This window comes from Paenibacillus sp. S33, from assembly GCF_053615415.1.
This window is the reverse complement of sequence record NZ_JBSIEZ010000001.1, coordinates 4,498,587-4,518,411: the sequence shown is the minus strand read 5'-3', so window position 1 is coordinate 4,518,411 and position 19,825 is coordinate 4,498,587. Positions and strand designations below refer to the sequence as shown.

23 protein-coding genes and 1 pseudogene are annotated in these 19,825 nt (G+C 43.5%); 19 read left to right on the top strand and 5 right to left on the bottom strand.

Translation table 11 applies throughout. The features are described from left to right. The first annotated feature begins 298 nt into the window (after nucleotides 1–298). From ACWGXJ_RS20600 to ACWGXJ_RS20555, 10 genes are all read left to right on the top strand, one after another. Nucleotides 299–538, top strand: coding sequence for a NifU family protein (locus ACWGXJ_RS20600; RefSeq protein WP_013373004.1), 240 nt, complete (start codon nucleotides 299–301; stop codon nucleotides 536–538). A 314-nt stretch (nucleotides 539–852) separates the two neighbouring features. Then, nucleotides 853–1,404 carry a TetR/AcrR family transcriptional regulator gene (locus tag ACWGXJ_RS20595; RefSeq protein WP_039272741.1) on the top strand — a complete coding sequence of 184 codons (552 nt, stop codon included), beginning with the start codon at nucleotides 853–855 and terminating at the stop codon, nucleotides 1,402–1,404. A gap of 153 nt (nucleotides 1,405–1,557) precedes the next feature. Then, a complete protein-coding gene (locus ACWGXJ_RS20590) occupies nucleotides 1,558–2,784 on the top strand; it encodes an MFS transporter (RefSeq protein WP_061829901.1) in 1,227 nt (408 codons plus the stop codon). A gap of 127 nt (nucleotides 2,785–2,911) precedes the next feature. Then, nucleotides 2,912–3,223: a LiaF transmembrane domain-containing protein gene (locus tag ACWGXJ_RS20585; protein ID WP_013311898.1), complete on the top strand. Its 312-nt coding sequence runs from the start codon at nucleotides 2,912–2,914 to the stop codon at nucleotides 3,221–3,223. Between the two features lie 92 nt (nucleotides 3,224–3,315). After that, nucleotides 3,316–3,987 carry a PspA/IM30 family protein gene (locus tag ACWGXJ_RS20580; protein WP_013311897.1) on the top strand — a complete coding sequence of 224 codons (672 nt, stop codon included), beginning with the start codon at nucleotides 3,316–3,318 and terminating at the stop codon, nucleotides 3,985–3,987. A 7-nt stretch (nucleotides 3,988–3,994) separates the two neighbouring features. Continuing rightward, on the top strand, nucleotides 3,995–4,483 hold the full coding sequence (locus ACWGXJ_RS20575) for a PspC domain-containing protein (protein ID WP_013311896.1): 489 nt from the start codon (nucleotides 3,995–3,997) through the stop codon (nucleotides 4,481–4,483). Next, a complete protein-coding gene (locus tag ACWGXJ_RS20570; RefSeq protein WP_348620576.1) occupies nucleotides 4,483–5,187 on the top strand; it encodes a PspA/IM30 family protein in 705 nt (234 codons plus the stop codon). The genes ACWGXJ_RS20575 and ACWGXJ_RS20570 overlap by 1 nt, the downstream gene beginning before the upstream one ends. A 149-nt stretch (nucleotides 5,188–5,336) precedes the next feature. Beyond that, complete coding sequence (gene liaF, locus ACWGXJ_RS20565; protein WP_076294256.1) at nucleotides 5,337–5,984, top strand: cell wall-active antibiotics response protein LiaF; 648 nt, start codon at nucleotides 5,337–5,339, stop codon at nucleotides 5,982–5,984. 16 nt (nucleotides 5,985–6,000) lie between these two features. Beyond that, nucleotides 6,001–7,080, top strand: a complete 1,080-nt coding sequence (locus tag ACWGXJ_RS20560; RefSeq protein ID WP_023990236.1) for a sensor histidine kinase — start codon at nucleotides 6,001–6,003, stop codon at nucleotides 7,078–7,080. Further along, on the top strand, nucleotides 7,058–7,708 hold the full coding sequence (locus tag ACWGXJ_RS20555; RefSeq protein WP_013372995.1) for a response regulator: 651 nt from the start codon (nucleotides 7,058–7,060) through the stop codon (nucleotides 7,706–7,708). The genes ACWGXJ_RS20560 and ACWGXJ_RS20555 overlap by 23 nt, the downstream gene beginning before the upstream one ends. A 71-nt stretch (nucleotides 7,709–7,779) precedes the next feature. Here the strand turns inward: ACWGXJ_RS20555 and ACWGXJ_RS20550 are convergent, their stop codons facing one another. Further along, nucleotides 7,780–8,244: a hypothetical protein gene (locus ACWGXJ_RS20550; RefSeq protein ID WP_452567511.1), complete on the bottom strand. Its 465-nt coding sequence runs from the start codon at nucleotides 8,242–8,244 to the stop codon at nucleotides 7,780–7,782. 247 nt (nucleotides 8,245–8,491) lie between these two features. Here ACWGXJ_RS20550 and ACWGXJ_RS20545 point away from each other — a divergent pair, with 247 nt between their 5' ends. The 3 genes from ACWGXJ_RS20545 to ACWGXJ_RS20535 all read left to right on the top strand — a co-directional run bounded on the left by ACWGXJ_RS20545 (nucleotide 8,492) and on the right by ACWGXJ_RS20535 (nucleotide 12,888). Beyond that, nucleotides 8,492–9,256, top strand: a complete 765-nt coding sequence (locus ACWGXJ_RS20545; RefSeq protein ID WP_452567510.1) for a YwmB family TATA-box binding protein — start codon at nucleotides 8,492–8,494, stop codon at nucleotides 9,254–9,256. A gap of 186 nt (nucleotides 9,257–9,442) precedes the next feature. Further along, nucleotides 9,443–10,999 carry a glucose-6-phosphate dehydrogenase gene (gene zwf / locus ACWGXJ_RS20540; protein WP_235308389.1) on the top strand — a complete coding sequence of 519 codons (1,557 nt, stop codon included), beginning with the start codon at nucleotides 9,443–9,445 and terminating at the stop codon, nucleotides 10,997–10,999. 308 nt (nucleotides 11,000–11,307) lie between these two features. After that, nucleotides 11,308–12,888, top strand: coding sequence for a peptide chain release factor 3 (locus tag ACWGXJ_RS20535; protein ID WP_013311888.1), 1,581 nt, complete (start codon nucleotides 11,308–11,310; stop codon nucleotides 12,886–12,888). Nucleotides 12,889–13,038: 150 nt separating this feature from the next. On the opposite strand, the gene ACWGXJ_RS20530 is transcribed toward ACWGXJ_RS20535, so the two are convergent. Beyond that, on the bottom strand, nucleotides 13,039–13,272 hold the full coding sequence (locus ACWGXJ_RS20530; protein WP_016819939.1) for a small acid-soluble spore protein SspI: 234 nt from the start codon (nucleotides 13,270–13,272) through the stop codon (nucleotides 13,039–13,041). A 160-nt stretch (nucleotides 13,273–13,432) separates the two neighbouring features. Here ACWGXJ_RS20530 and ACWGXJ_RS20525 point away from each other — a divergent pair. The 5 genes and pseudogenes from ACWGXJ_RS20525 to ACWGXJ_RS20505 form a co-directional block, all read left to right on the top strand. Then, nucleotides 13,433–14,098, top strand: a pseudogene (locus ACWGXJ_RS20525) (potassium channel family protein); the annotation flags it as partial. Between the two features lie 78 nt (nucleotides 14,099–14,176). Beyond that, nucleotides 14,177–14,965 (top strand): TrmH family RNA methyltransferase, encoded by a 789-nt coding sequence (locus ACWGXJ_RS20520; RefSeq protein WP_452567509.1) that lies wholly within the window; start codon nucleotides 14,177–14,179, stop codon nucleotides 14,963–14,965. A 649-nt stretch (nucleotides 14,966–15,614) separates the two neighbouring features. Continuing rightward, nucleotides 15,615–15,932 (top strand): thioredoxin, encoded by a 318-nt coding sequence (gene trxA / locus ACWGXJ_RS20515; protein ID WP_452567508.1) that lies wholly within the window; start codon nucleotides 15,615–15,617, stop codon nucleotides 15,930–15,932. A 478-nt stretch (nucleotides 15,933–16,410) separates the two neighbouring features. Next, nucleotides 16,411–16,650, top strand: a complete 240-nt coding sequence (locus ACWGXJ_RS20510; RefSeq protein WP_452567937.1) for an FAD-dependent oxidoreductase — start codon at nucleotides 16,411–16,413, stop codon at nucleotides 16,648–16,650. Between the two features lie 470 nt (nucleotides 16,651–17,120). Then, entirely contained in the window at nucleotides 17,121–17,447 is a 327-nt protein-coding gene (locus tag ACWGXJ_RS20505; protein ID WP_250266651.1) for a thioredoxin family protein, read from the top strand. A gap of 163 nt (nucleotides 17,448–17,610) precedes the next feature. Here the strand turns inward: ACWGXJ_RS20505 and ACWGXJ_RS20500 are convergent, their stop codons facing one another. The 3 genes from ACWGXJ_RS20500 to ACWGXJ_RS20490 form a co-directional block, all read right to left on the bottom strand. Next, nucleotides 17,611–17,781, bottom strand: coding sequence for a hypothetical protein (locus ACWGXJ_RS20500; protein WP_452567507.1), 171 nt, complete (start codon nucleotides 17,779–17,781; stop codon nucleotides 17,611–17,613). A 26-nt stretch (nucleotides 17,782–17,807) separates the two neighbouring features. Further along, nucleotides 17,808–18,185 carry a DUF4158 domain-containing protein gene (locus ACWGXJ_RS20495; protein WP_452567506.1) on the bottom strand — a complete coding sequence of 126 codons (378 nt, stop codon included), beginning with the start codon at nucleotides 18,183–18,185 and terminating at the stop codon, nucleotides 17,808–17,810. 273 nt (nucleotides 18,186–18,458) lie between these two features. Further along, nucleotides 18,459–18,872 carry an Lrp/AsnC family transcriptional regulator gene (locus ACWGXJ_RS20490; protein ID WP_323873126.1) on the bottom strand — a complete coding sequence of 138 codons (414 nt, stop codon included), beginning with the start codon at nucleotides 18,870–18,872 and terminating at the stop codon, nucleotides 18,459–18,461. Nucleotides 18,873–19,015: 143 nt separating this feature from the next. Here ACWGXJ_RS20490 and ACWGXJ_RS20485 point away from each other — a divergent pair, with 143 nt between their 5' ends. Then, nucleotides 19,016–19,780 (top strand): MBL fold metallo-hydrolase, encoded by a 765-nt coding sequence (locus tag ACWGXJ_RS20485; RefSeq protein ID WP_061829888.1) that lies wholly within the window; start codon nucleotides 19,016–19,018, stop codon nucleotides 19,778–19,780. Nucleotides 19,781–19,825 lie beyond the last annotated feature (45 nt).

Here is a 19,825-nt window from a genome sequence, read left to right as displayed (position 1 = left end):
CTTTATCATTCTTTAAAGAAGTGCGAGGTGCTAGTAATGAAGAAAAATAATTCGGACGATTCAGAACTAGCTCAAATTACCCGAGAGATACGAAAACTTCAGTTCTGCTTCTATATGCTGTCAGGATTGAGCGCAAGTTGTGGTGTGATGATACCTTTAGACTCTATTTATACGCTTATAAGGGAACTTTCGGATCAAGAGGTCACTCTTAGGCAAAAAGCAAAGGATCACTCAGACGATCTGGGGTGAAAAAAGGTCTGAATTGACGGTTGGTAAAACAATGGGAGGAGTTGACATAATGGATGAAAATGGAGTTTTATTCGATGAAGTATCGGAAGTTCTTCTCAAACTACGTCCTTTCTTACTGCGTGACGGTGGAGATGCTGAACTGGTCGAGGTTGAGAACGGTATAGCAAAATTAAGATTTTTGGGAGCTTGCAATGGTTGCCCAAGTGCTACGATTACGTTAAAGGTTGCTATTGAGCGCGCAATTCTTGAGGAAATTGATGATATTAAAGAAGTTGTACAAGTATTCTAAAATTTTCACTTCATCAAACAAGGTATTATCAAGATTGTATTCGGTATCGAGTGGGAAACCATGGAGGTTGGGGTCCTCTCGCCGGTATACAAAAAGGATGATAAAATGCTTAAAAGCATTTTATCATCCTTTTTATTATTCATATTCATGATTTAAGGAACAAAACTAACTTGGATTTAGATTAGTTGAGGGAAGAACTTTGCTTAGGTTTTCTAAATAGATTTAAATTTGACCCGGTCTTTGATCTTATAGTAAGATGGTGGTACTGAAAAAACATTTTTAGTTTATTAAGTACAAGAGAAATGAGGACGAATATGCAGGAAAGAATTTTGGAGGCTTTTGTAGATGAAGTTCATGAAAATGGATTGAAATTTACGATGGATGATCTTGCGAAAAGACTCGCCATTAGTAAGCGTACATTGTATGAAAATTTTTCGTCTAAGACGCTTATTTTAGAAACACTTATTGAGCGTACAAATGATGATATGATTCGAAAAACTGAGCAAATTATCGAAAATAATGAGTTATCTTTGTTAGACAAGATTAAGCAGTCGATTAGGGTCATGCCTCTGTATTATAAGTTTTACGATTTAAGAATATTGGACCAGATGAAAAAGTATTATCCTGAGCAATGGAAAAGGGTACATGCCGATTTAAATGACTGGTCTCCGATTAGAACATTAATTCAGGAAGGCATCCGAGAAGGAATTATTGTGAACAAAAATGAGGCTCTGATCATGAAGCTTATTATTGAATCTGTAAATTTAACGCTTGATCAGCGTTTCTTTCTGGATAACAGTGTGACGGTAGAGGAAGCAACTTATTCTATTGTAGATATTCTGTTATTCGGATTGGTCGAAAAATAAAAAAATAGCCTCAACAATATGCTGCATATTTGAAGAGGCCATTTTTTTATATGAAAACTAAGAAAACAATTTTAGTTTCAATTGTTTTTGAAAAAGAATAATGAAGTTTACCTGATGTTGAATAAAGAGATACGGAAAAGGAAGGGTGGAAATATGTCTATACTCACAAGAAATCGAGGAGCAATGCTATTATTGATGCTTAACATTTTTTTGGCATTCATGGGGATTGGATTAGTTGTCCCTGTGTTACCTAAGTTTATAAGTGAGCTAGGGATGAATGGTTCCTCGATGGGACTGATGGTTGCAGCTTTTGCGTTGACACAGCTTTTGTTATCACCATTGTCAGGAAAGTTGTCTGATCGTTATGGACGTAAAAAGTTGATTGTTTCTGGGATGTTCATCTTCATGTTATCAGAGCTTGTTTTTGGACTGGCGAATTCCATTCCTACCCTGTTCATAGCACGAATCATGGGTGGAGCAGGGGCAGCGTTGCTTACTCCTTCTATTATGGCCTATGTTGCTGACGTGACCTCGTTTGAGGAAAGAGGCAAGGGAATGGGAATGATCAATGCAGCGATCAACACAGGCTTCATAATCGGGCCAGGGATTGGCGGATTGCTTGCCACATATGGAATACGCATTCCCTTTTTTGCGGCAGCAGGAGCTGCGGGAATAGCAGCTATCTTGTCTCTGTTAGTACTGCCTGAGTCTTTAAGCAAGGAAAAGCAACAATATAATAGAGAGCTTCCACGTCAAAAAGAAAATCTTTTGCAGCAATTTGCCAAGTCATATCAATCTCCATATTTCATGGGTTTACTCATTGTATTTGTCGTTGCTTTTGGGTTAGCGAACTTTGAAACAGTATTTGGACTGTTTGTTGACCATAAATATGGTTTTACACCGATGGATATTGCCATCATCATAACGACAGGCTCCATTTTGGGAGCAGTTGTCCAAGCGACTATATTTGGATGGATCATTAATCGTTTTGGAGAGAAAAAAATAATTCACCTCTGTTTGGCTATTGGGGGCCTGTTCATTTTTCTAACCCTATTTGCTGAACAGTACGTGATGATTATGCTGACGACCTTCATCATTTTTCTGGCTATGGATATCCTTCGTCCGGCAGTAAGCACTTCTCTATCGCGGCAGGCTGGAGATGAGCAAGGCTTTGTGGCAGGCATGAACTCGTCCTATACCAGCTTGGGTAATGTGATTGGACCGCTTGTTGCGGGATTGCTATTCGATGTTCATATTAATCTGCCTTATATGGTTGCAGCTATAGCGTTACTGGCTTGTCTCGTCCTTTCACTACGTTCCAAGCAAGCGGGTGAGCAACACTCGATAGCCCATGCAGCAGAACAGCATAGAGGAGGATAGCCGCAGGTCTATACTCATCCCCGACTTAGGTCTAGGTTCAAAAACCGTCTGGGGTCCGTTTTGTCAAACGCTTGTTCAGCGTACAATAAGGACATAAGCAAGACACAGTGAAAGGCGGTGAGAGATGATGAGAGTTAACAAAGGGAATGGGTTAGCCATTGTACTGATCGTGTTGGGTTCTATTATGCTGCTCGGTAAGTTTACTCCGTTTTTCGGTCACTTTTTAGGACATCTGATTGGTTACTTAATTCCGATAGCTATGGTCATGCTAGGCTACTACGGTGTGAAAAAAGGAAATGCGCTCTTCGGCTGGATCGTACTTGTACTTGGGGTACTGATTTTGCTTGGCAAACTGTCCTGGCTTCTGGGACCGCTACTGGCAATCGGGTTAATCATATTTGGTGTTTCCCTGCTGAGTGACCGCAGAAGACGTTACTGATTTTAGCAGTTTGGCGAATGAAGAAAGATTGCAGTAACGAAGTGTTGAATTGTTGAATTATGGGATACGAATTGTGAAAGGAGCAGACGCAAATGAGTGTTTTTCGAAGAATGCGCGATATCACGGTAGCGACCTTCAATGAGCATTTGGAACAAAGCCAAGACCCAGTGCAACTGATTGACCAGTTCTTGTATAATACCCGCCAGGAAATTGCCGAAGCGGAAAAACTCCATCAACAGTATGCGATGCATACAAGACAGATGAAGCAGCAGTTGGATCATGCATTGTCCATGCAGACCAAACGGGAGGAACAGGCGCTACTGGCTTTGAAGGCTGATGAAGAACATATCGCGAAGCTGGCCCTTCAGGAGAAAATGCTATATGCAGAAAAAGAAGAGCAGTATAGAGAACTGTGGGAGCAGAGCCGTGAATCACTACGTGAGCTAGAACAACAGCTAGATACGTTAAAGACAGAATATCAAACGGTACACAGCAAGCGTCAGTATTATGCGGCACGTGTACAGACGTTGAGACTCCAGCAGCAAATGAACGAACGGGCTGGTACATACGGTGGACGGAATGTTCCCCGAATGTTCAACCGCTTGGAAGACCGGGTAGCCGATATGGAAGCAGAAACGATGAGTCTGCGTGATTTACGTCGGGGTGAGGGCGACCATGCACAGGATGCCCAAGGCGGTGGATCGCTGCTCGAACAAGAGTGGGCGAGACTGAAAAGCAAGCTGAACAACAGCGGGAAGGAGTAATTTGATAATGACCCGAATTTACAGATCAAGCCGGGATAGAGTAATAACAGGTGTATGTGGCGGTCTTTCTGACGCAACAGGAATGGACTCAACATGGATTCGTATTCTGGTTGTGATCAGTTTCTTTATTACAGCAGGAACCACATTTATGATTTATGTAATTGCGGCCCTGGTTATCTCCAAGGAGCCGAGATCTCCTTTCGATGGAGGATTTGGCCCTGACAGCGGTCCCTACAATCAACAGGATCCACGCTATTATGGCAGTAACAATACAAGATCGCAGTATGGGCAGGGAACTGGTTACAACCAGGGCGGTGCATATGGCAATTCGAATCCGTTTTTTGGTCAAGATGCCCGCAACTCATCTAAATTTAACACAGGTCAGAACAGTGACCTGGATTCCATGATGGAAGATATCGAAAAAAAGGCAATGAAAAAAGAATTGGCAGAGTTACGCAAAAAAGTAGAGCAATTTGAGAAGGGAGATCGTAAATAATGGGGATCTTTAAAAGAATGAAGGATATGACAAGAGCATCGGTGAATGAAGTGTTGGATAAAGTGGAAGATCCGATTATTATGTTGAATCAATATCTGCGCGATATGGAGGCGGAAATTCACGAGGCTGAGGTAACGGTTGCCAAGCAAATGGCGAATGAACGACGTATGAAACAGCGTTTGGAGGAAGCGGTACGTGTATCCAATGAGCGTGAGAAACAAGCTGAATCCGCATTGCGAAATGGTCAGGAAGAAGTAGCGCGCAAGTTGTTGGGAGAGAAGATTTATTTTGTGCAGAAGCAGGACGAATACCGCGACTTGCATACACAAGCTGAGCTTCAAGCAAAAGAATTAGTACAGCAGCTTCACGACATGAAAGATGAATTCTATAAAATGCGCAACAAGCGCAATGAGTTGGTATCCCGTGCTCAAATGGCGAAAGCCAAAAAGCAAATGTCTCAAATCAATAGTTTGCACACGATTGAAAGTGGGTCTGCTTCATTGGGCTTCCACCGTATGGAAGAAAAAATCATGCAAATGGAAGCTGAAGCTGATGTACTGCGTGCTCCTTACCGTCAAGCTCCAGGAGAAGCATATGTTAATCCGGCTGAGGCTGAAAAACAGTTTAAAGTGGATGAGCAGCTTCAACAGCTTAAGTCCAAAATTCAGACAGGTGCTAAAGCAGTCGATATGAAGAAGGACTGACTACTCGGAAACAAGACATTATGATATGCTGTATGGAATGGACATTGGTCGATGATCGTGCCTAATCTGTATGGTTCAGGAAAGCCATATGGCGGAATGTTGCGCCACTATGGCTTTTCCGTCCTGTATAAACAAAAAGGGGGTGCAGCATGGAGAGAAAAAAATCAGCCTTGGCACTGGCAGGGATTGGCATCGGGATTATCATTTTATTCGGTCAGTGGATTGGGTTCCTCTCCGTGGTTGCACTGATCCTAATGTTGGCCGGAATATATAAGATCCGCAATTCCAAAATCAAAAAGGGCTACACGATGCTCGCGATTGGTGCTGGATTGTTAGTGCTGGATCATTTGTTCCTGTTTGTGGTAGTTACACTAGCATCATTAGCTGTATTCTATTCACGTTCAAGGAAGCTGCATAAAGGTCAAAGCTCCATATTCAAACACAATTTTATATCCAATCATAAATGGGATGAAGTGCCTTGGAGCCTGCGCAGCACAAGCATATGGCATGTGGTTGGGGACGTGGATGCCGACCTGACGTTGGCTCTCCCAGAGGAACGTGAGCCCGTCATATTTTTGCAGGGGATCTTCGGTGATATTGACATCACCCTACCGGATAATTACGGTGTAGAGGTGGAGATGTTCATATTGTTCGGACAGATTCAGTTTGACCGTGACCATGAGGCGGGGATGCTCAATCGACTGGTTTGGAAGTCCCCCCATTTTGAGCAGAGTGAGTATAAAGTGAAGTTTGTCGTTTCGTACTTGGCGGGCGATGTCCGCGTCCGATTTTATTGAATCAGGAGGAGCCGGGATGAATCATAAAAAAACGTCCAACATGGTAACCCGCAGTATGGGTGAAGGTATCCTCCTGTGTGTTGTTGTGGGCGTAGTTGTCTTTTATATGCTGTATACATATGGATATGTGAAGTCGTTCCCAACCTGGGGAATGATATTGAAAGTTGCAGGAGCCGTTATACTGGTGTTGATTGGTACAGGGGCAATGTACGGATTTTATGAAAGCTACCGCTTTAAAAGCAGACTGGAAATGTTGAGAGAGACGTTGCTGATGTGGGAAAAGGGAACGCCAGCACGTGAGTTGCCGCCCCTAGGGCATGATGAGCTTGGCAGGCTGGGTGAGCAGCTGGAACGGATTGGGCGTAAATGGCAGGAACAAGTTACGTCTTTACAACGCTTATCCACGGATAATGCTCAGCTGGCAGAACAAGCACGGATGACTGCGATTGTGGAGGAGCGGCAGCGGCTGGCCAGAGAGTTGCATGACGCCGTATCACAGCAATTATTTGCTATTTCAATGACGGCGACGGCTGTGGGGAGGACGCTGGATAAGGATTTTGATAAAGCGCAGCGGCAAGTTGCGCTAATTGAAGAAATGTCTTCCGTGGCACAATCCGAAATGCGGGCGTTACTACTTCATCTGCGGCCTGTCTATCTGGAAGGGAAACGGCTTGAGCAGGGTTTGCGTGATTTGGTACAAGAGTTGCAGGCAAAGGTACCGATGGAGATTGATTTTGAAATTGAAAGCGGAGTACAGTTGGTTAAAGGCATTGAGAACCACTTGTTTCGCATTGTTCAGGAAGCGATGTCTAATACATTGCGCCATGCCAAAGCAACCCGCATGGAAATTCGTATCGTGCAACGCCCGGATTCTATCAGGCTGACGATTCGGGATAACGGTATTGGTTTTGAACTGGATGAGAAAAAGCAGACTTCATATGGATTATCCACAATGCAGGAGCGGGTCAGTGAGATTGGGGGAGCTATTCAGTATATAACGGCTCCGGGAAAAGGAACACGGATCGAGGTGTCCGTGCCAGTTATTAATGATGAAAGCGGAAGGAACGATGATCATGGAAACGGAATTACCGATTAGCGTACTGCTGGTAGACGACCATGAAATGGTACGGATTGGTCTTGCGGCGGTGCTGGGGACGGAAGAAGGTATTGAAGTGGTCGGCGAGGCCGGAAGCGGAGAAGAAGGCATACGGTTGGCTTCCGAATACAAGCCAAATGTGATTTTGATGGATCTGGTCATGGATGGCATGGATGGCATCGAAACGACACGCCAAGTAACTCGCCTGCTTCCAGAGACCAAGGTGATTGTGCTGACGAGTTATTTGGACGATGAGAAAATGTATCCGGTCATTGAGGCAGGGGCATTTAGCTATTTGCTCAAAACGTCTCGTGCTTCCGAGATAGCGGATGCGATCCGTGCAGCTGCACGCGGACAGTCCGTACTAGAGTCACAGGTGGCCTCCAAGATGATGAATCGATTCCGCCAGCCACAGGCTGAGGCACCCGCGCATACGGAGCTGACTGATCGTGAGATGGAGGTGCTTCGCCTGTTGGCACAAGGGAAGTCTAACCAGGATATCGCAGATGAGCTGATTATCGGGATTAAGACGGTAAAATTCCATGTCACGAACCTTCTCGCTAAATTAGGAGTGGAAGACCGTACACAGGCGGCGATCTATGCCTATAAGAACGGATTAGCAGAGTAGAAGTAGAATAAACGAATACAAAGAACCGGAGACGACAATAGTCCTCCGGTTTTTTTGTGTTCTGTAGATGTTTAGATCAGGAGGAATAAAAAGGCGATTAAAGCCAGATCTAGTGCAAGCCCTGCCCCGTATCCATATCTGCCGTACCCGCCGCGATATCCTGCTCTGCCATTTCCATAACTACTATAGCCATTTCCAGCAAAGCCGCCTGCGTCATAAGGAAAGGATGGACTCAGAGGTGCGTTGGGCGGCTTAATTAAGGCATTTAGTTTGGCAGAGGTACGAGCTTTGTTTGTAGGATTCCTTTTTTTCTTTTTAGAGGAAATCTTTTTGGGGGATTGTTTTCCTTTGTTACTGTAGCTCCCGGCATAAAGACTGCCAGGAAAAGAAGGTGGATATCCGTTCAACATCAGCTTGCCTTTGCTACACCCACTTAAGATGCCGATGTGTCGTGTACCATCACGCATAACGGCACAGACCAGACGTCCACCATGAGGTGCCACATTGGCTTCATTTACAGGATAAATCGGAAACATGATTTCACCTCTTTTGGTGTAAGATGCATTGTGATCATAGTCTATTCTTACGGTGCCTACGATGTATGGTCGAACACCCAGTAGGCAGATGAATATTTTAGAAGGGCTTGGCCGTAGTGCTGTGTGTATAAAACCTCTGACAATGGGAATGCTATTGATAGATTCATAGATTTCAATCCAGCCGAAAAAGAAAGTATCCAGAGCGTAAGTGTGGGAATCGGATGGTTGTGGAGCGGGGGGAACGATAATGTTAAAAGCAGAGCTGATTAAAAAGGGGATTATTGCAATTTTGGTATTAGGAACGGTGCTGGTACTAGCTGGCTGGCGTTACGGAACCCTTCAGACAAACCGAAATGACTCCCGCGAGGCAGAAACGGCTTTACGCTCATTGTTAATCATCTCGGATCAGACCCCGGGTACGTTGGATAAGCTGATTGTGAAGTGGCAAGGCGATTGGATTTCTAACCATGAAGAGCCAGCAGATGTGGCGGCACAGATAGCTGATCAGCTGAATATACCCACAGTAAACAAACTCGTAGAAAATGGACACACGGTTTATCGTTCTGTTCGTGATAGTGAGGATCTAAGAATCCGCTTAAATGTGATGGAACGTCAAACTGGACAATGGTATGTAGTTGTTCAACTGGAGAGCAATGATGCAGGACGTGAGCGGTTAATTCAGCTTCATAAGCTTTGTGCTGAGCAATTAAAGTCTATGGGAATTCAAACACAGTGGAATACGGCCTTTCAGCGTTCGCTGCATACAAAGGAATCCAAAGATCAACTGTTGAAACTGACAGAGGCGAGCTTAGCAGGGAATATCTCGATGCAGGCCAAAGAAAGATATACGGATGCGACTACTGTGGCTATATCCTATGAAGCTCCAGAGCTGCCGTTAATGATTCAAAGCGGTGAGCATCAGGTCCAGATGCAGATGGCTGTACATGAAGATAGGGAGCAGCAGGATACACGTATAACACTCGGTTTCCCGCTCATCACGATTGAATACTGACTTATAAGGTAAATTTATGATTCATCGGATAGCTTATCCATGTAGGATATGATAAAATATCATCAATCTTTAGTTCCATGTTTTTCGAAAATCAAGTATGATCTTGTATAAATATACACAATACTACATGCAGATTTCGGGGATTGTGGATTGCGGAATCTAGACATGGGAAGAATGAGGTACTTCATGGCTGACATACCTGTTAAAGAATCTGTTGTGACGCAAGGCGCAGTTCTGTTTATTTTTGGCGCTACGGGCGATTTGGCTCGTCGCAAGCTTTTTCCTGCTATTTACAGCTTGTACCGCGAAGGCAAGCTTGCTGACGATTTTGCCGTTATTGGTGTAGCAAGGCGTCCTCGCACAGAGGAAGAATTCCGTAATGACCTGTACGCTTCCATACAGGAGTTTAGTCGCTACAAAGCAGAAAATGATCAAGAATGGCAGGCATTTGCCGAGCATTTTGAATATAAATCGCTGGATATCAACAATGTCGAAGGGTTCCATGAGCTGAGACAGCAGACGGAGTCTATAGAAAGCAAGTTTAACATACCGGGAAATCGGTTGTTTTATTTGGCCTTGGCTCCTGAGTTATTCGGAAGCGTGTCGAAGAGTTTGAAAGATGGCGGCATGATGGATGGAAAGGGCTGGAATCGCCTGGTGATTGAGAAGCCATTCGGTTATAACCTCGAATCTGCACAAGAATTGAACGTTGAAATACGAGAAGTATTTGCCGAAGAAGAAATTTATCGGATTGATCACTATCTTGGCAAGGAAATGGTACAAAATATTGAGGTGATCCGCTTCGCGAATGCCTTCTTTGAACCACTGTGGAATAATAAGCATATTGCCAATGTGCAAATTACGCTTAGTGAAACGGTAGGGGTGGAGGAACGCGGAGGTTACTACGATCATTCCGGCGCCTTGCGGGATATGGGACAGAACCATATGCTGCAAATGCTAACGATGATTGCGATGGAGCCACCTAGTCGTTTGTTGCCTGAGGATATCCGTGATGAAAAGGTAAAAGTGCTGCGTTCGCTGCGCCCTTTTGAAACGTCTGAGGATGTGAAAACCAATGTGGTGCGTGGTCAATACACCGATGGCAGTTATCGCGGTCAGCAGTTGCCGGGGTATCGCCAAGAAGACAAGGTTGATCCACAGTCGAACACAGAGACTTATTTTGCTTCACGCGTGTTTGTTGATAATTTCCGTTGGGCTGGCGTACCGTTCTATATTCGTACAGGCAAACGTCTCCCTGTAAAAACAACGGAGATTGTTGTGGAATTTAAGAGCATGCCAACGAACGTGTACCTCGGTCAAAAGCATAAGCTGGAACCGAACTTGCTCGTGATTCGGGTCAATCCAATGGAGGGCATTTACATTAAAATCAATGCCAAGAAACCCGGTTCGGAATCAGATATTGAGCCACTGGCTATGGATTTTTGCCAAAGCTGTATGGTGGGTATCAACTCACCGGAGGCTTATGAACGGTTGCTGATGGATGCAATTGAGGGTGATTCGACGTACTTCACACGTTGGGATGAGGTTGCCACGGCATGGGGATTCGTCGATCGAATCGCCAAGGCATGGCAGCAGACCCCGGATACGCTGGAAACCTATGCTGCAGGTTCATGGGGACCGGAAGGTGCTCACAAGCTATTGGAGCAGGATGGCTTCAAGTGGTGGCCGGTTAGCGGTCAGGATGAAGATAATGTCATCTGGCGAGTAGGCGGCGTTCAGTAATCCCGATTTGTCCTGCATCCCCCTATGTCCTGTTCAGGACGTAAGGGGATGCTTTGCGTTCGGAGTATGCTATAATAGCTTAGTCTCAGGTTTTCAGTTTGCAACTGATTATAAGTTAAAGGCAGGCTAAAACATGTAAATAGATCGTATTTATAATGAATATGGTAACGGAGTACGCCGAATACTGGAGCTAACGGCAATATAGCCGATAGAGCCGATGAACTTATGAAAACAGGCGTGCATCATGGCCTTTTTATGAATAGCTTGAACAGTAATGCAATGGATTTGATCATGAAGGGATATGTGAAATGAGTAAAACAACAGATATACTTCAACAGGAAGTCGACAAACGGCGTACGTTTGCGATTATTTCTCACCCGGATGCGGGTAAAACGACACTGACGGAAAAGCTGCTGCTGTTCGGGGGCGCGATTCGTCTTGCGGGTTCAGTTAAAGCGCGTAAAGCAAGCAAACACGCCACGAGTGACTGGATGGAGATTGAAAAACAGCGGGGGATTTCTGTAACATCCTCAGTAATGCAATTTGATTATAATGGTCACCGCATCAACATTCTGGACACCCCAGGTCACCAGGATTTCAGTGAAGACACGTATCGTACATTAACAGCAGCAGATAGTGCAGTCATGCTGATTGACGTAGCGAAAGGTGTGGAAGCGCAAACGATTAAGCTGTTTCAAGTTTGTGCGAAGCGTGGAATTCCGATTTTCACCTTCATTAACAAACTGGATCGTGAGGGACGCAGTCCTTTTGATTTGATGGAGGAGCTGGAGCAGGTGCTTGGCATCCGTTCGGTGCCTATGAATTGGCCGATTGGTACAGGACGCGAGCTGTGCGGTGTCTATGACCGTGTCAAAAATCAGGTCGAGCTGTTTCAGGGAGATGATCATTCCACGATCAAAGTACAGAAAGTGGAAGATTACAATGATCCGATCATTCGTGAGATGGCGGGCGAATATTTGCATGACCAATTATGCCAAGACTTGGAGTTGCTTGACGTCGCGGGTGACCCTTTTGACATGGAGAAAGTACAGCGCGGAGAATTAACACCTGTATTCTTCGGCAGTGCGATTAATAATTTTGGTGTACAAACATTTTTGGAAAACTTCCTTCAGCTTGCTCCTAAACCGGAGCCGCGCCGTAGTACAGCTGGGGAAATTGAGCCAACAAACGAAAAGTTTACCGGCTATGTATTTAAAATCCAAGCGAACATGAACCCGGCTCACCGTGACCGTATTGCATTTTTGCGTATTGTCTCCGGTAAGTTTCAACGCGGGATGAGTGTTAAGCATGTACGGATGGGTAAGGAGATTAAGTTGTCTCAGCCACAGCAGTTCCTGGCACAGGACCGTGATATTGTCGAGGAGGCTTTTCCTGGCGATATTATAGGATTATTTGACCCGGGTATTTTCCGTATTGGTGATTCACTCAGCCAAGGTAGCGAGGTTGTGTTTGATGAATTGCCGACCTTCTCGCCTGAGATTTTTGCCAAGGTAACGGTGAAAAATGCCTTGAAGCACAAACAGTATCTGAAGGGTATTGATCAGTTGACCGAGGAAGGTATGATTCAGGTGTTCCGTACGGTGAGCTTCGACGATACGTTACTGGGTGTTGTCGGTCAACTGCAATTTGAAGTATTTGAGTACCGCATGAAGGGTGAATATGGCGTTGATGTACAGCTTCAGCGTATGCCATTCCAATTTGCACGTTGGATTGTGGATGATCAGATTGACCCGAGCAAGTTCCGTATTAACTCTACGCTGGTAAAGGATAAGAAAGGCAATTATGTCGCCTTGTTCGAAAACGAGTATGCGATGCGTACGGCTATGGAGAAAAATCCGACAGCTAAGTTCTTAGAAATGGCTCCATAAGATTGAATAAGCAGAACAGTTTGATCTCAGTCATTTAGTGTATACCACGAATAGTCCACTCGATGTTAATGCGAGTGGACTATTCTCATTTTCAATACAGGTAAAATAATGAGCACAATCAAATCGGAACCAAATGTTAAATAGCTAGAGCTAGGTTAAGGGTACGGGTTTGATTTTATCGATTTGTTCATGTGCCAAATGGACGAAATCGTGCTGCTGGTTTGGACTCATATGCTTCCAAGCAATTTCAAGAATGACACCCAACCCAGGCAAAGCGGCCTCCGGTCCGTCCACTGACCCAATAATCATGTCCGTAAGATCAGCTTCTGATTTGCCGTGTACTTTGTGAACAATTGCTTGTCGTAAATCCATTGTAATGGGCATGTGTACCTCCCGTATGTTGTAGTAGTGGTCGAATGTATTATGGCTTGGGCTGTTGTCCAGTATACATGGAGAAGCATTTGGCATAAGTATGTCAAAATTTATGTTTGTAGCATGATATGCTATACTATGACGGACAGTATGGTGATCGGGAGGTAAAGAAGGAATGGCAAAAAAACAGTATGCGGTCATTGGTATGGGCCGTTTTGGTTCCAGTGTTGCCAGTGCGCTGAGTGAGATGGGTTTTGATGTGCTGGCTATTGACTCGGACGAGCAGCGTACACAGGAAATGTCGAATATTGTGACGCATGCGGTGTCTGCCGACTCGACGGATGAGGAAGCGCTGCGAGCGCTGGGTATCCGTAATTTTGACGTAATCGTAGTTGCGATTGGTGAAGATATACAGGCCAGTATTCTGACGACATTGATTCTCAAGGACATGGGCGTACCCGCTCTTGTGGTCAAGGCACAAAATGAACTGCATGGGAAAGTGCTGCAAAAAATAGGTGCGGATAAAGTCGTTTATCCTGAACGGGATATGGGGTTGCGGGTAGCCCATCATTTGACATCTCCCAACATTTTGGATTATATCGAGCTGTCCAAGGACTACAGTATTTTGGAGATGAGAGCCGCCGATTCCATGATTGGAAAAAATCTCAAAGAGCTCGACATACGCGCACGCTTCGGCTGTAATGTGATGGCGATTCGCAGAAATCAGGAAATGAACATTTCACCTTATGCCGAAGATCGTCTGGAGTCGGGTGATGTGCTGGTCATTGTAGGCCACAAGGATGATCTGACCAAGCTGGAGCTGGCTTTTGCAGCCTAATGAGGCTTGGTGTTAAAGCAAAAGTGATACATCATTTATGTTTAAAGAAAAGGACCAAAGAAACGGAAGGTTAAACGAATGGAAATCATTTCACCGAATAATGCGCGTGTAAAAGAGTGGGCGCAACTGCTGGAGAAAAAGCATCGCACACGGCAGCATAAATATATTGTCGAAGGTATTCATCTGGTGCAGGAAGCGCTGCGTTCGGACGTGGCTGTCGAAACCGTCGCCTATGATTTGGACAAGGGCATTCCCGCCGAGCTGAATGGCCTAGATCAAGCCGACCAGCCGGTGGAATGGGTTCCCGTGTCAGCGGCGGTCATTGCAAAATGCACCGATACGAAGACGCCGCAGTCGGTCTTTGCCATCGTGCGTAAGGAGGAGCGCAGTGCATTCCCGGCATTGCTGGAGCAGCCGGATGCACTGGTGATGGTGCTGGACGGGGTGCAGGACCCCGGCAATGTAGGCACCATCATCCGCAGCGCGGACGCTGCTGGAGCCGCAGGCGTAATATTGGGTCATGGCTGCGCCGACCTGTACAATCCCAAAACGATCCGCTCCACGATGGGATCGTTGTTTCACTTGCCGGTGATTGAAGGCAGCCTGGAGGAGCTTTTACCGCAGGCCAAAAGTAAAGGTGCCCGCTTGCTCAGCACCTCGCTGGATGCGAGCTTGTCATGCTATACCATAGATTTGCGCGCTTCCACTTGGCTTGTAATCGGAAACGAAGGCCAAGGGATTTCTGCTGCTACCACTCGCATGGTGGATGAGTCGGTATTCATTCCGATGCAGGGGCAAGCGGAATCACTGAACGCAGCGATGGCTTCTACGGTGCTATTATTTGAGGCGATGAGACAACGAAACTAAGAGAAGAACACGGGTGCAGGTGTGCGGTTTATATTATCAATTGAGACAACTTATAACACCAAAGTGAGACAATATAAGTGCCCGTAAAGCCAGTAAAGACGGGGGAAGTTTTCCCGTTGGAACAAGCTAGTGAATCATACGAGAAAATGATGTCAGCTAAGACACGATTCCGTGCCGTATTGAGTATGACTAAATGATAACTCATTCCCAACTTTGACGATTTAAACGTTATGGACCTTAAGCCTGTATTGGCTTTGAGGTCCTTTATTTTGCGAAAACGATAGGTTCGTACGTTGGATGATATATCTGAGCTTATTATCAACGGGAAAACTAGCTAGCTGGCTGCTGTAGGTAATAAAAATGAGATGGCCAGAAAAACAATTAGTCTGTTAAGTAACGAACAGAAATACCTAGAAATGAGAAACGCTTATGTAAACAAAGCTCATTTAAATTTTAGTTCAGATCAAATCACAAGTCACAATGAAGGGATATATAACCGTGTGCTTGAAACTAACAGAGGTGCTTCACCAGGAGAGAACCTTCAGAGATATGTGATTCACTCTTGACAGAAGAAGAGTATAGATTTATAATTCAACTAATCAATTGAATAATTGTTAATGATAAATTATATTTAGTGGGGGGATCTCCAGTGGGAGCAACTGCATTGACAAAAAATACGTTTTCAAATCAAATCCAGTCTGGCGTGACCTTGGTAGACTTTTGGGCTCCTTGGTGTGGACCTTGTAAAATTCAGCTTCCTATTGTGGAAGAATTAGCTGATGAGCTGAAAGGACAGGCAACGTTGGCAAAAGTTAATGTCGACGAGGAAACCGAATTAGCTTCACAATTTGGTATTCGAAGTATTCCAACTTTGTTGCTTTTTAAAGATGGTAAGCTCGTTGATACTATAGTTGGTGTAAATCAAAAAAATGTCCTTAAAGACAAAATTCTTAAATTGGTTAATTGATGTGAAAATCGACAACATTATAATGAAATAATGTTGTCGATTCTTTTTTTGTTCTGAGAGCGCTCCCTTCAACGTAGCGGATGCAGTTTGAGAGTGACTCAATATCATCATATAGAGAAGATAATCTTTTAACATATGTGACTCCCTGATGAAACATGGATGAAGGAGAGAAACAATGAGAAACCAAGTTGAAAAAAATGCTCCGGTGATAATCGTTGGAACTCGGAAAATTCGATCTTGGACCTACATGGTTCTGCCACACTATGAGAAAATTATTACTCAATTCACAAAAGAACTGGGTTTGGAGACATTTAATCAATTTAACAAATAACAAAGGACGAATGCTCTTAGAACGTTCCCAACATGAAACACCACAACACGTCTTTTGCCAGATGAGGCAATGGAGCCCTCACTAAGATTTGTTGGTGGAGTACAGTCTATGATTGAGGCGATAAGTGCTACTTTGCCATAAGGAGCAATCCAGCTTAACACACGTGTAACTTCGATTCATCAAGAAGAAGACGGTACAATCTGCTTAGAAGCCAATGGGAAACAATTTAAGACAACTGTAGTTACTATTGCTATTCAACCACGGCTAGCTGAAAAGAATATTAAATTTGAGCCAAAGCTTCCTTATGATCTGCAGTCATATTTAGTTGATAAACCAACATGGATGGCCGGTCAAGCTAAAGTTATTGCAATTTACGGACCATTTTGACGTGAAGTTGGACTCTCCAGTTTTACATCAAGTTGGGTGGGACCTCTACAAGAAATTCACGATGCTTCACCAGGTACAGGGACAGGTGCCCTTTTTGGATTTTTGGTTTACCAGTAAAGGAGCGGCAGACTTTGGGAGAAGATAGACTCATGTAACTTGTGTTGGAACAATTGGCTAGACTTTATGGGCCTGCTGCCGAACCACTTCGTGACTAACCAAATTATGGACCCGTTTACGTAGATAATTGGGGAGAGGGCATATTTTTTACGGGCACTGAGACGGCTGATCAACAGGGAGGACATTTTGGAAGGGGCAATTCTCAATCAGCTGATCAAATCGTAGCCAGATTTCTAGAACGATACACACAATAATGAGAAAAAAACTTCTACTTTTGTAAATATTTTTTGTCTGGAAAAAGGATTTAAACAATGAATATGAAATGGTCATTTTAAGAGAGGAGAAATTTGAGCGTGCGTTTAGTGGACTTAACCTCAATACAAGAAATAGAATCCTTCATCGGAAGTAATCCTTTGAGTATGTTATACGTATCTCAAGATGATTGTAATGTATGCCATGCCATTTACCCTAAGCTCAAAACAATGCTTAATCTATACCCTAAATTGGCACTTGCTCATGTTGATGCTAGTCAAGTGGAGGAGATCACAGGAAGGTTTTTAATTTTTTCTGTGCCGACGATCTTGGTTTTTCTTGATGGGAGAGAATATCTACGCGAAGGTCGTTTTGTTCAATTTGAACAATTGAAAAAACAATTACAGTTATTGTCAGATGTAGTTTAAATCTTCGATTAAAAACAAAAGGCACACCTTCAGTATTATGTCCTTTCTTAGGCGTTTTATTGAAGGTGTATTTCAAGTAATGGCCAATTCTGTTGTTAGAAAAACCACCTTTACCAAGTAAAAGGTGGTTTTTCTAACAACAAAACATGCGTTATATGTTCTTTTATGTTGATTTTCGTTCCACCAAAGTAAACTCTAGTGAATTTAGTGCGTTTTTCGTCTGGTTAAGCTTATTATGAATAATAATAAAGGCATTGTCGGCCTGAAAGTCAACAGGATAGTTAATCGTTGTCAGATCCAGCAAAGGAGCGAGTACGGAATTATTAAACCCCATAATGCCCCGTCCGTAAACCGATTCCTTTATATGTTCCCACTCCTGGCTACGATGCAGGTCATGCTGGCATAGCCATTCCGCATCTCTTGTGAATCTTGAACGGTATTTTCTCGAAAGCCAAAAAATTCTCGGATTTGAGCGCGGTGATATTTGATCATCCGACCGTTCCAATCGTATTGTGCATACAGTTCTGCGGGCACTTCGATTTGCTTGGCGATGTATGAAATGACGGTCTTAGGTACTTCAAATTTATGGAACGGAAATCGTGCCTCGTATTGGAAGAACTTAAACATGACCGCGAAACCGATCCTCGTCTCACTGCTCTTATTCCCCATTTGCTGCATTTCGTTCGGGAGAAAGGTAAAATGCTCAATCAGCTCGTCCAGTTCCCAATTTCGCTTCATGTAATCCCTTCCGAATAAAGTTCCTATTACTGTGAGTAACGGAACTTAGCACTTGAAATAAGTATATCCAAGCTGTATATGTTAGACAATATGTGTCTCAAATAACTCGAAGTTCCATATACAAAAAAATAATTGGGAACTTTTATTTATTCATGGGGACTAGGCTAACGGGCAGGTTAGTTTAAAAACCTTCTTAATATACTCTTTTTAAGGGTGGATCTTTTTCTGATGGGTTCGTTTATCAGAAATAAAAGTTTTTTTGTACGTTCTTTTTTACAAGGTTTTCTCGATTACAATTGATAATTTGTAGTTAGCGTAATTGTTTAACTCTAATAAAAATTGGTTTAACGCTTCATTACTTGGAAACCTACATTCAAGCAGATAGCATCCATCACCGCTTATTTTGTAATTATTTAGGATGTGATCCCTTTTAGAATGAATGAATGAAAGAAATGGTTGATGGTGTGTATCTTTAATATAGATATTTAGAAATGCATACGTAAAACATCCTAATTTTGCGTGATTAACTTTAATGCTGTATCCCTCTATAACTCCAGTATCCTCAAGTTTTTCTAGCCGGGCTGCTGCTGCAGGTCCAGTTAGGTGCACTCTTTCCCCTAATTCTTTCATGGTAATTCGACTATTTTGACTCAGCTCTTCAATAATTCGTTTATCTGTTTGATCCAAATCAAACGCATCTCCTTTAAAAAATAAAGTAAAAAGACCAATACACTTTATTTAATCTGTGTATTTGAAGGTTACATCTAGTATAAACTTATCATTGTCAACAAACAAAATTTAAAAAAACAGAAGGAGAATTATATATAAATATGCACATTCAACAAGTTCGAAATGCAACAATCATTGTTCACTATGCAGGTAAAAAGTTCCTAGTCGATCCATTACTTGCGTACAAAGGTCTGTATGGTCCATTCCCGGCGGGGATCAGAGAGGATTTGAGAAATCCTATAATTGATTTGCCAATGTCCGTTAACGACATCATTAAGGATGTCGATGCTGTTATTCTGACTCATTTGCATCTAGATCACTACGATGATATAGCAAAAGCAGTGCTTCCAAAAGGCACTAAAGTTTTTGTACAAAACGAAGAAGATGCTAAACAAGTTGAAAGTGACGGTTTTCAACAAGTAGAAGTACTTGCTGAAGATACGCTTTTTGAAGGTATTCAGTTAATTAAAACAAAAGGCGAGCACGGCAGAGGGAAAGATTTATTAAAAATGATGGGTCAGGTATGTGGTGTTGTCTTCAAACATGCCAACGAGAAGACGTTATACCTAGCCGGAGATACAGTATGGTATGAAGGTGTCGAAAAAGAAATCATTTCCCACACTCCTGAGATTATCGTGTTGAACGCTGGAAATAATAGTTGGCATGATTTGGGCTCACTTATAATGGGCAAAGAAGATGTTTACGAGGTGCATAAGGCGGCTCCTAACGCCAAAATTATCTCAGTCCATATGGAAGCAGTTAATCATTGGACATTATCTAGAAAAGAACTAAAAAGCTTTGGAGAAGAAAAGGGATTCACCTCTAATTTATTAGTTCCCGAAGACGGCGAATCGTACACTTTTTAATGTGCACTGCGAAAGGTTGGAATATGAGTCGCATTGGAGATTGTG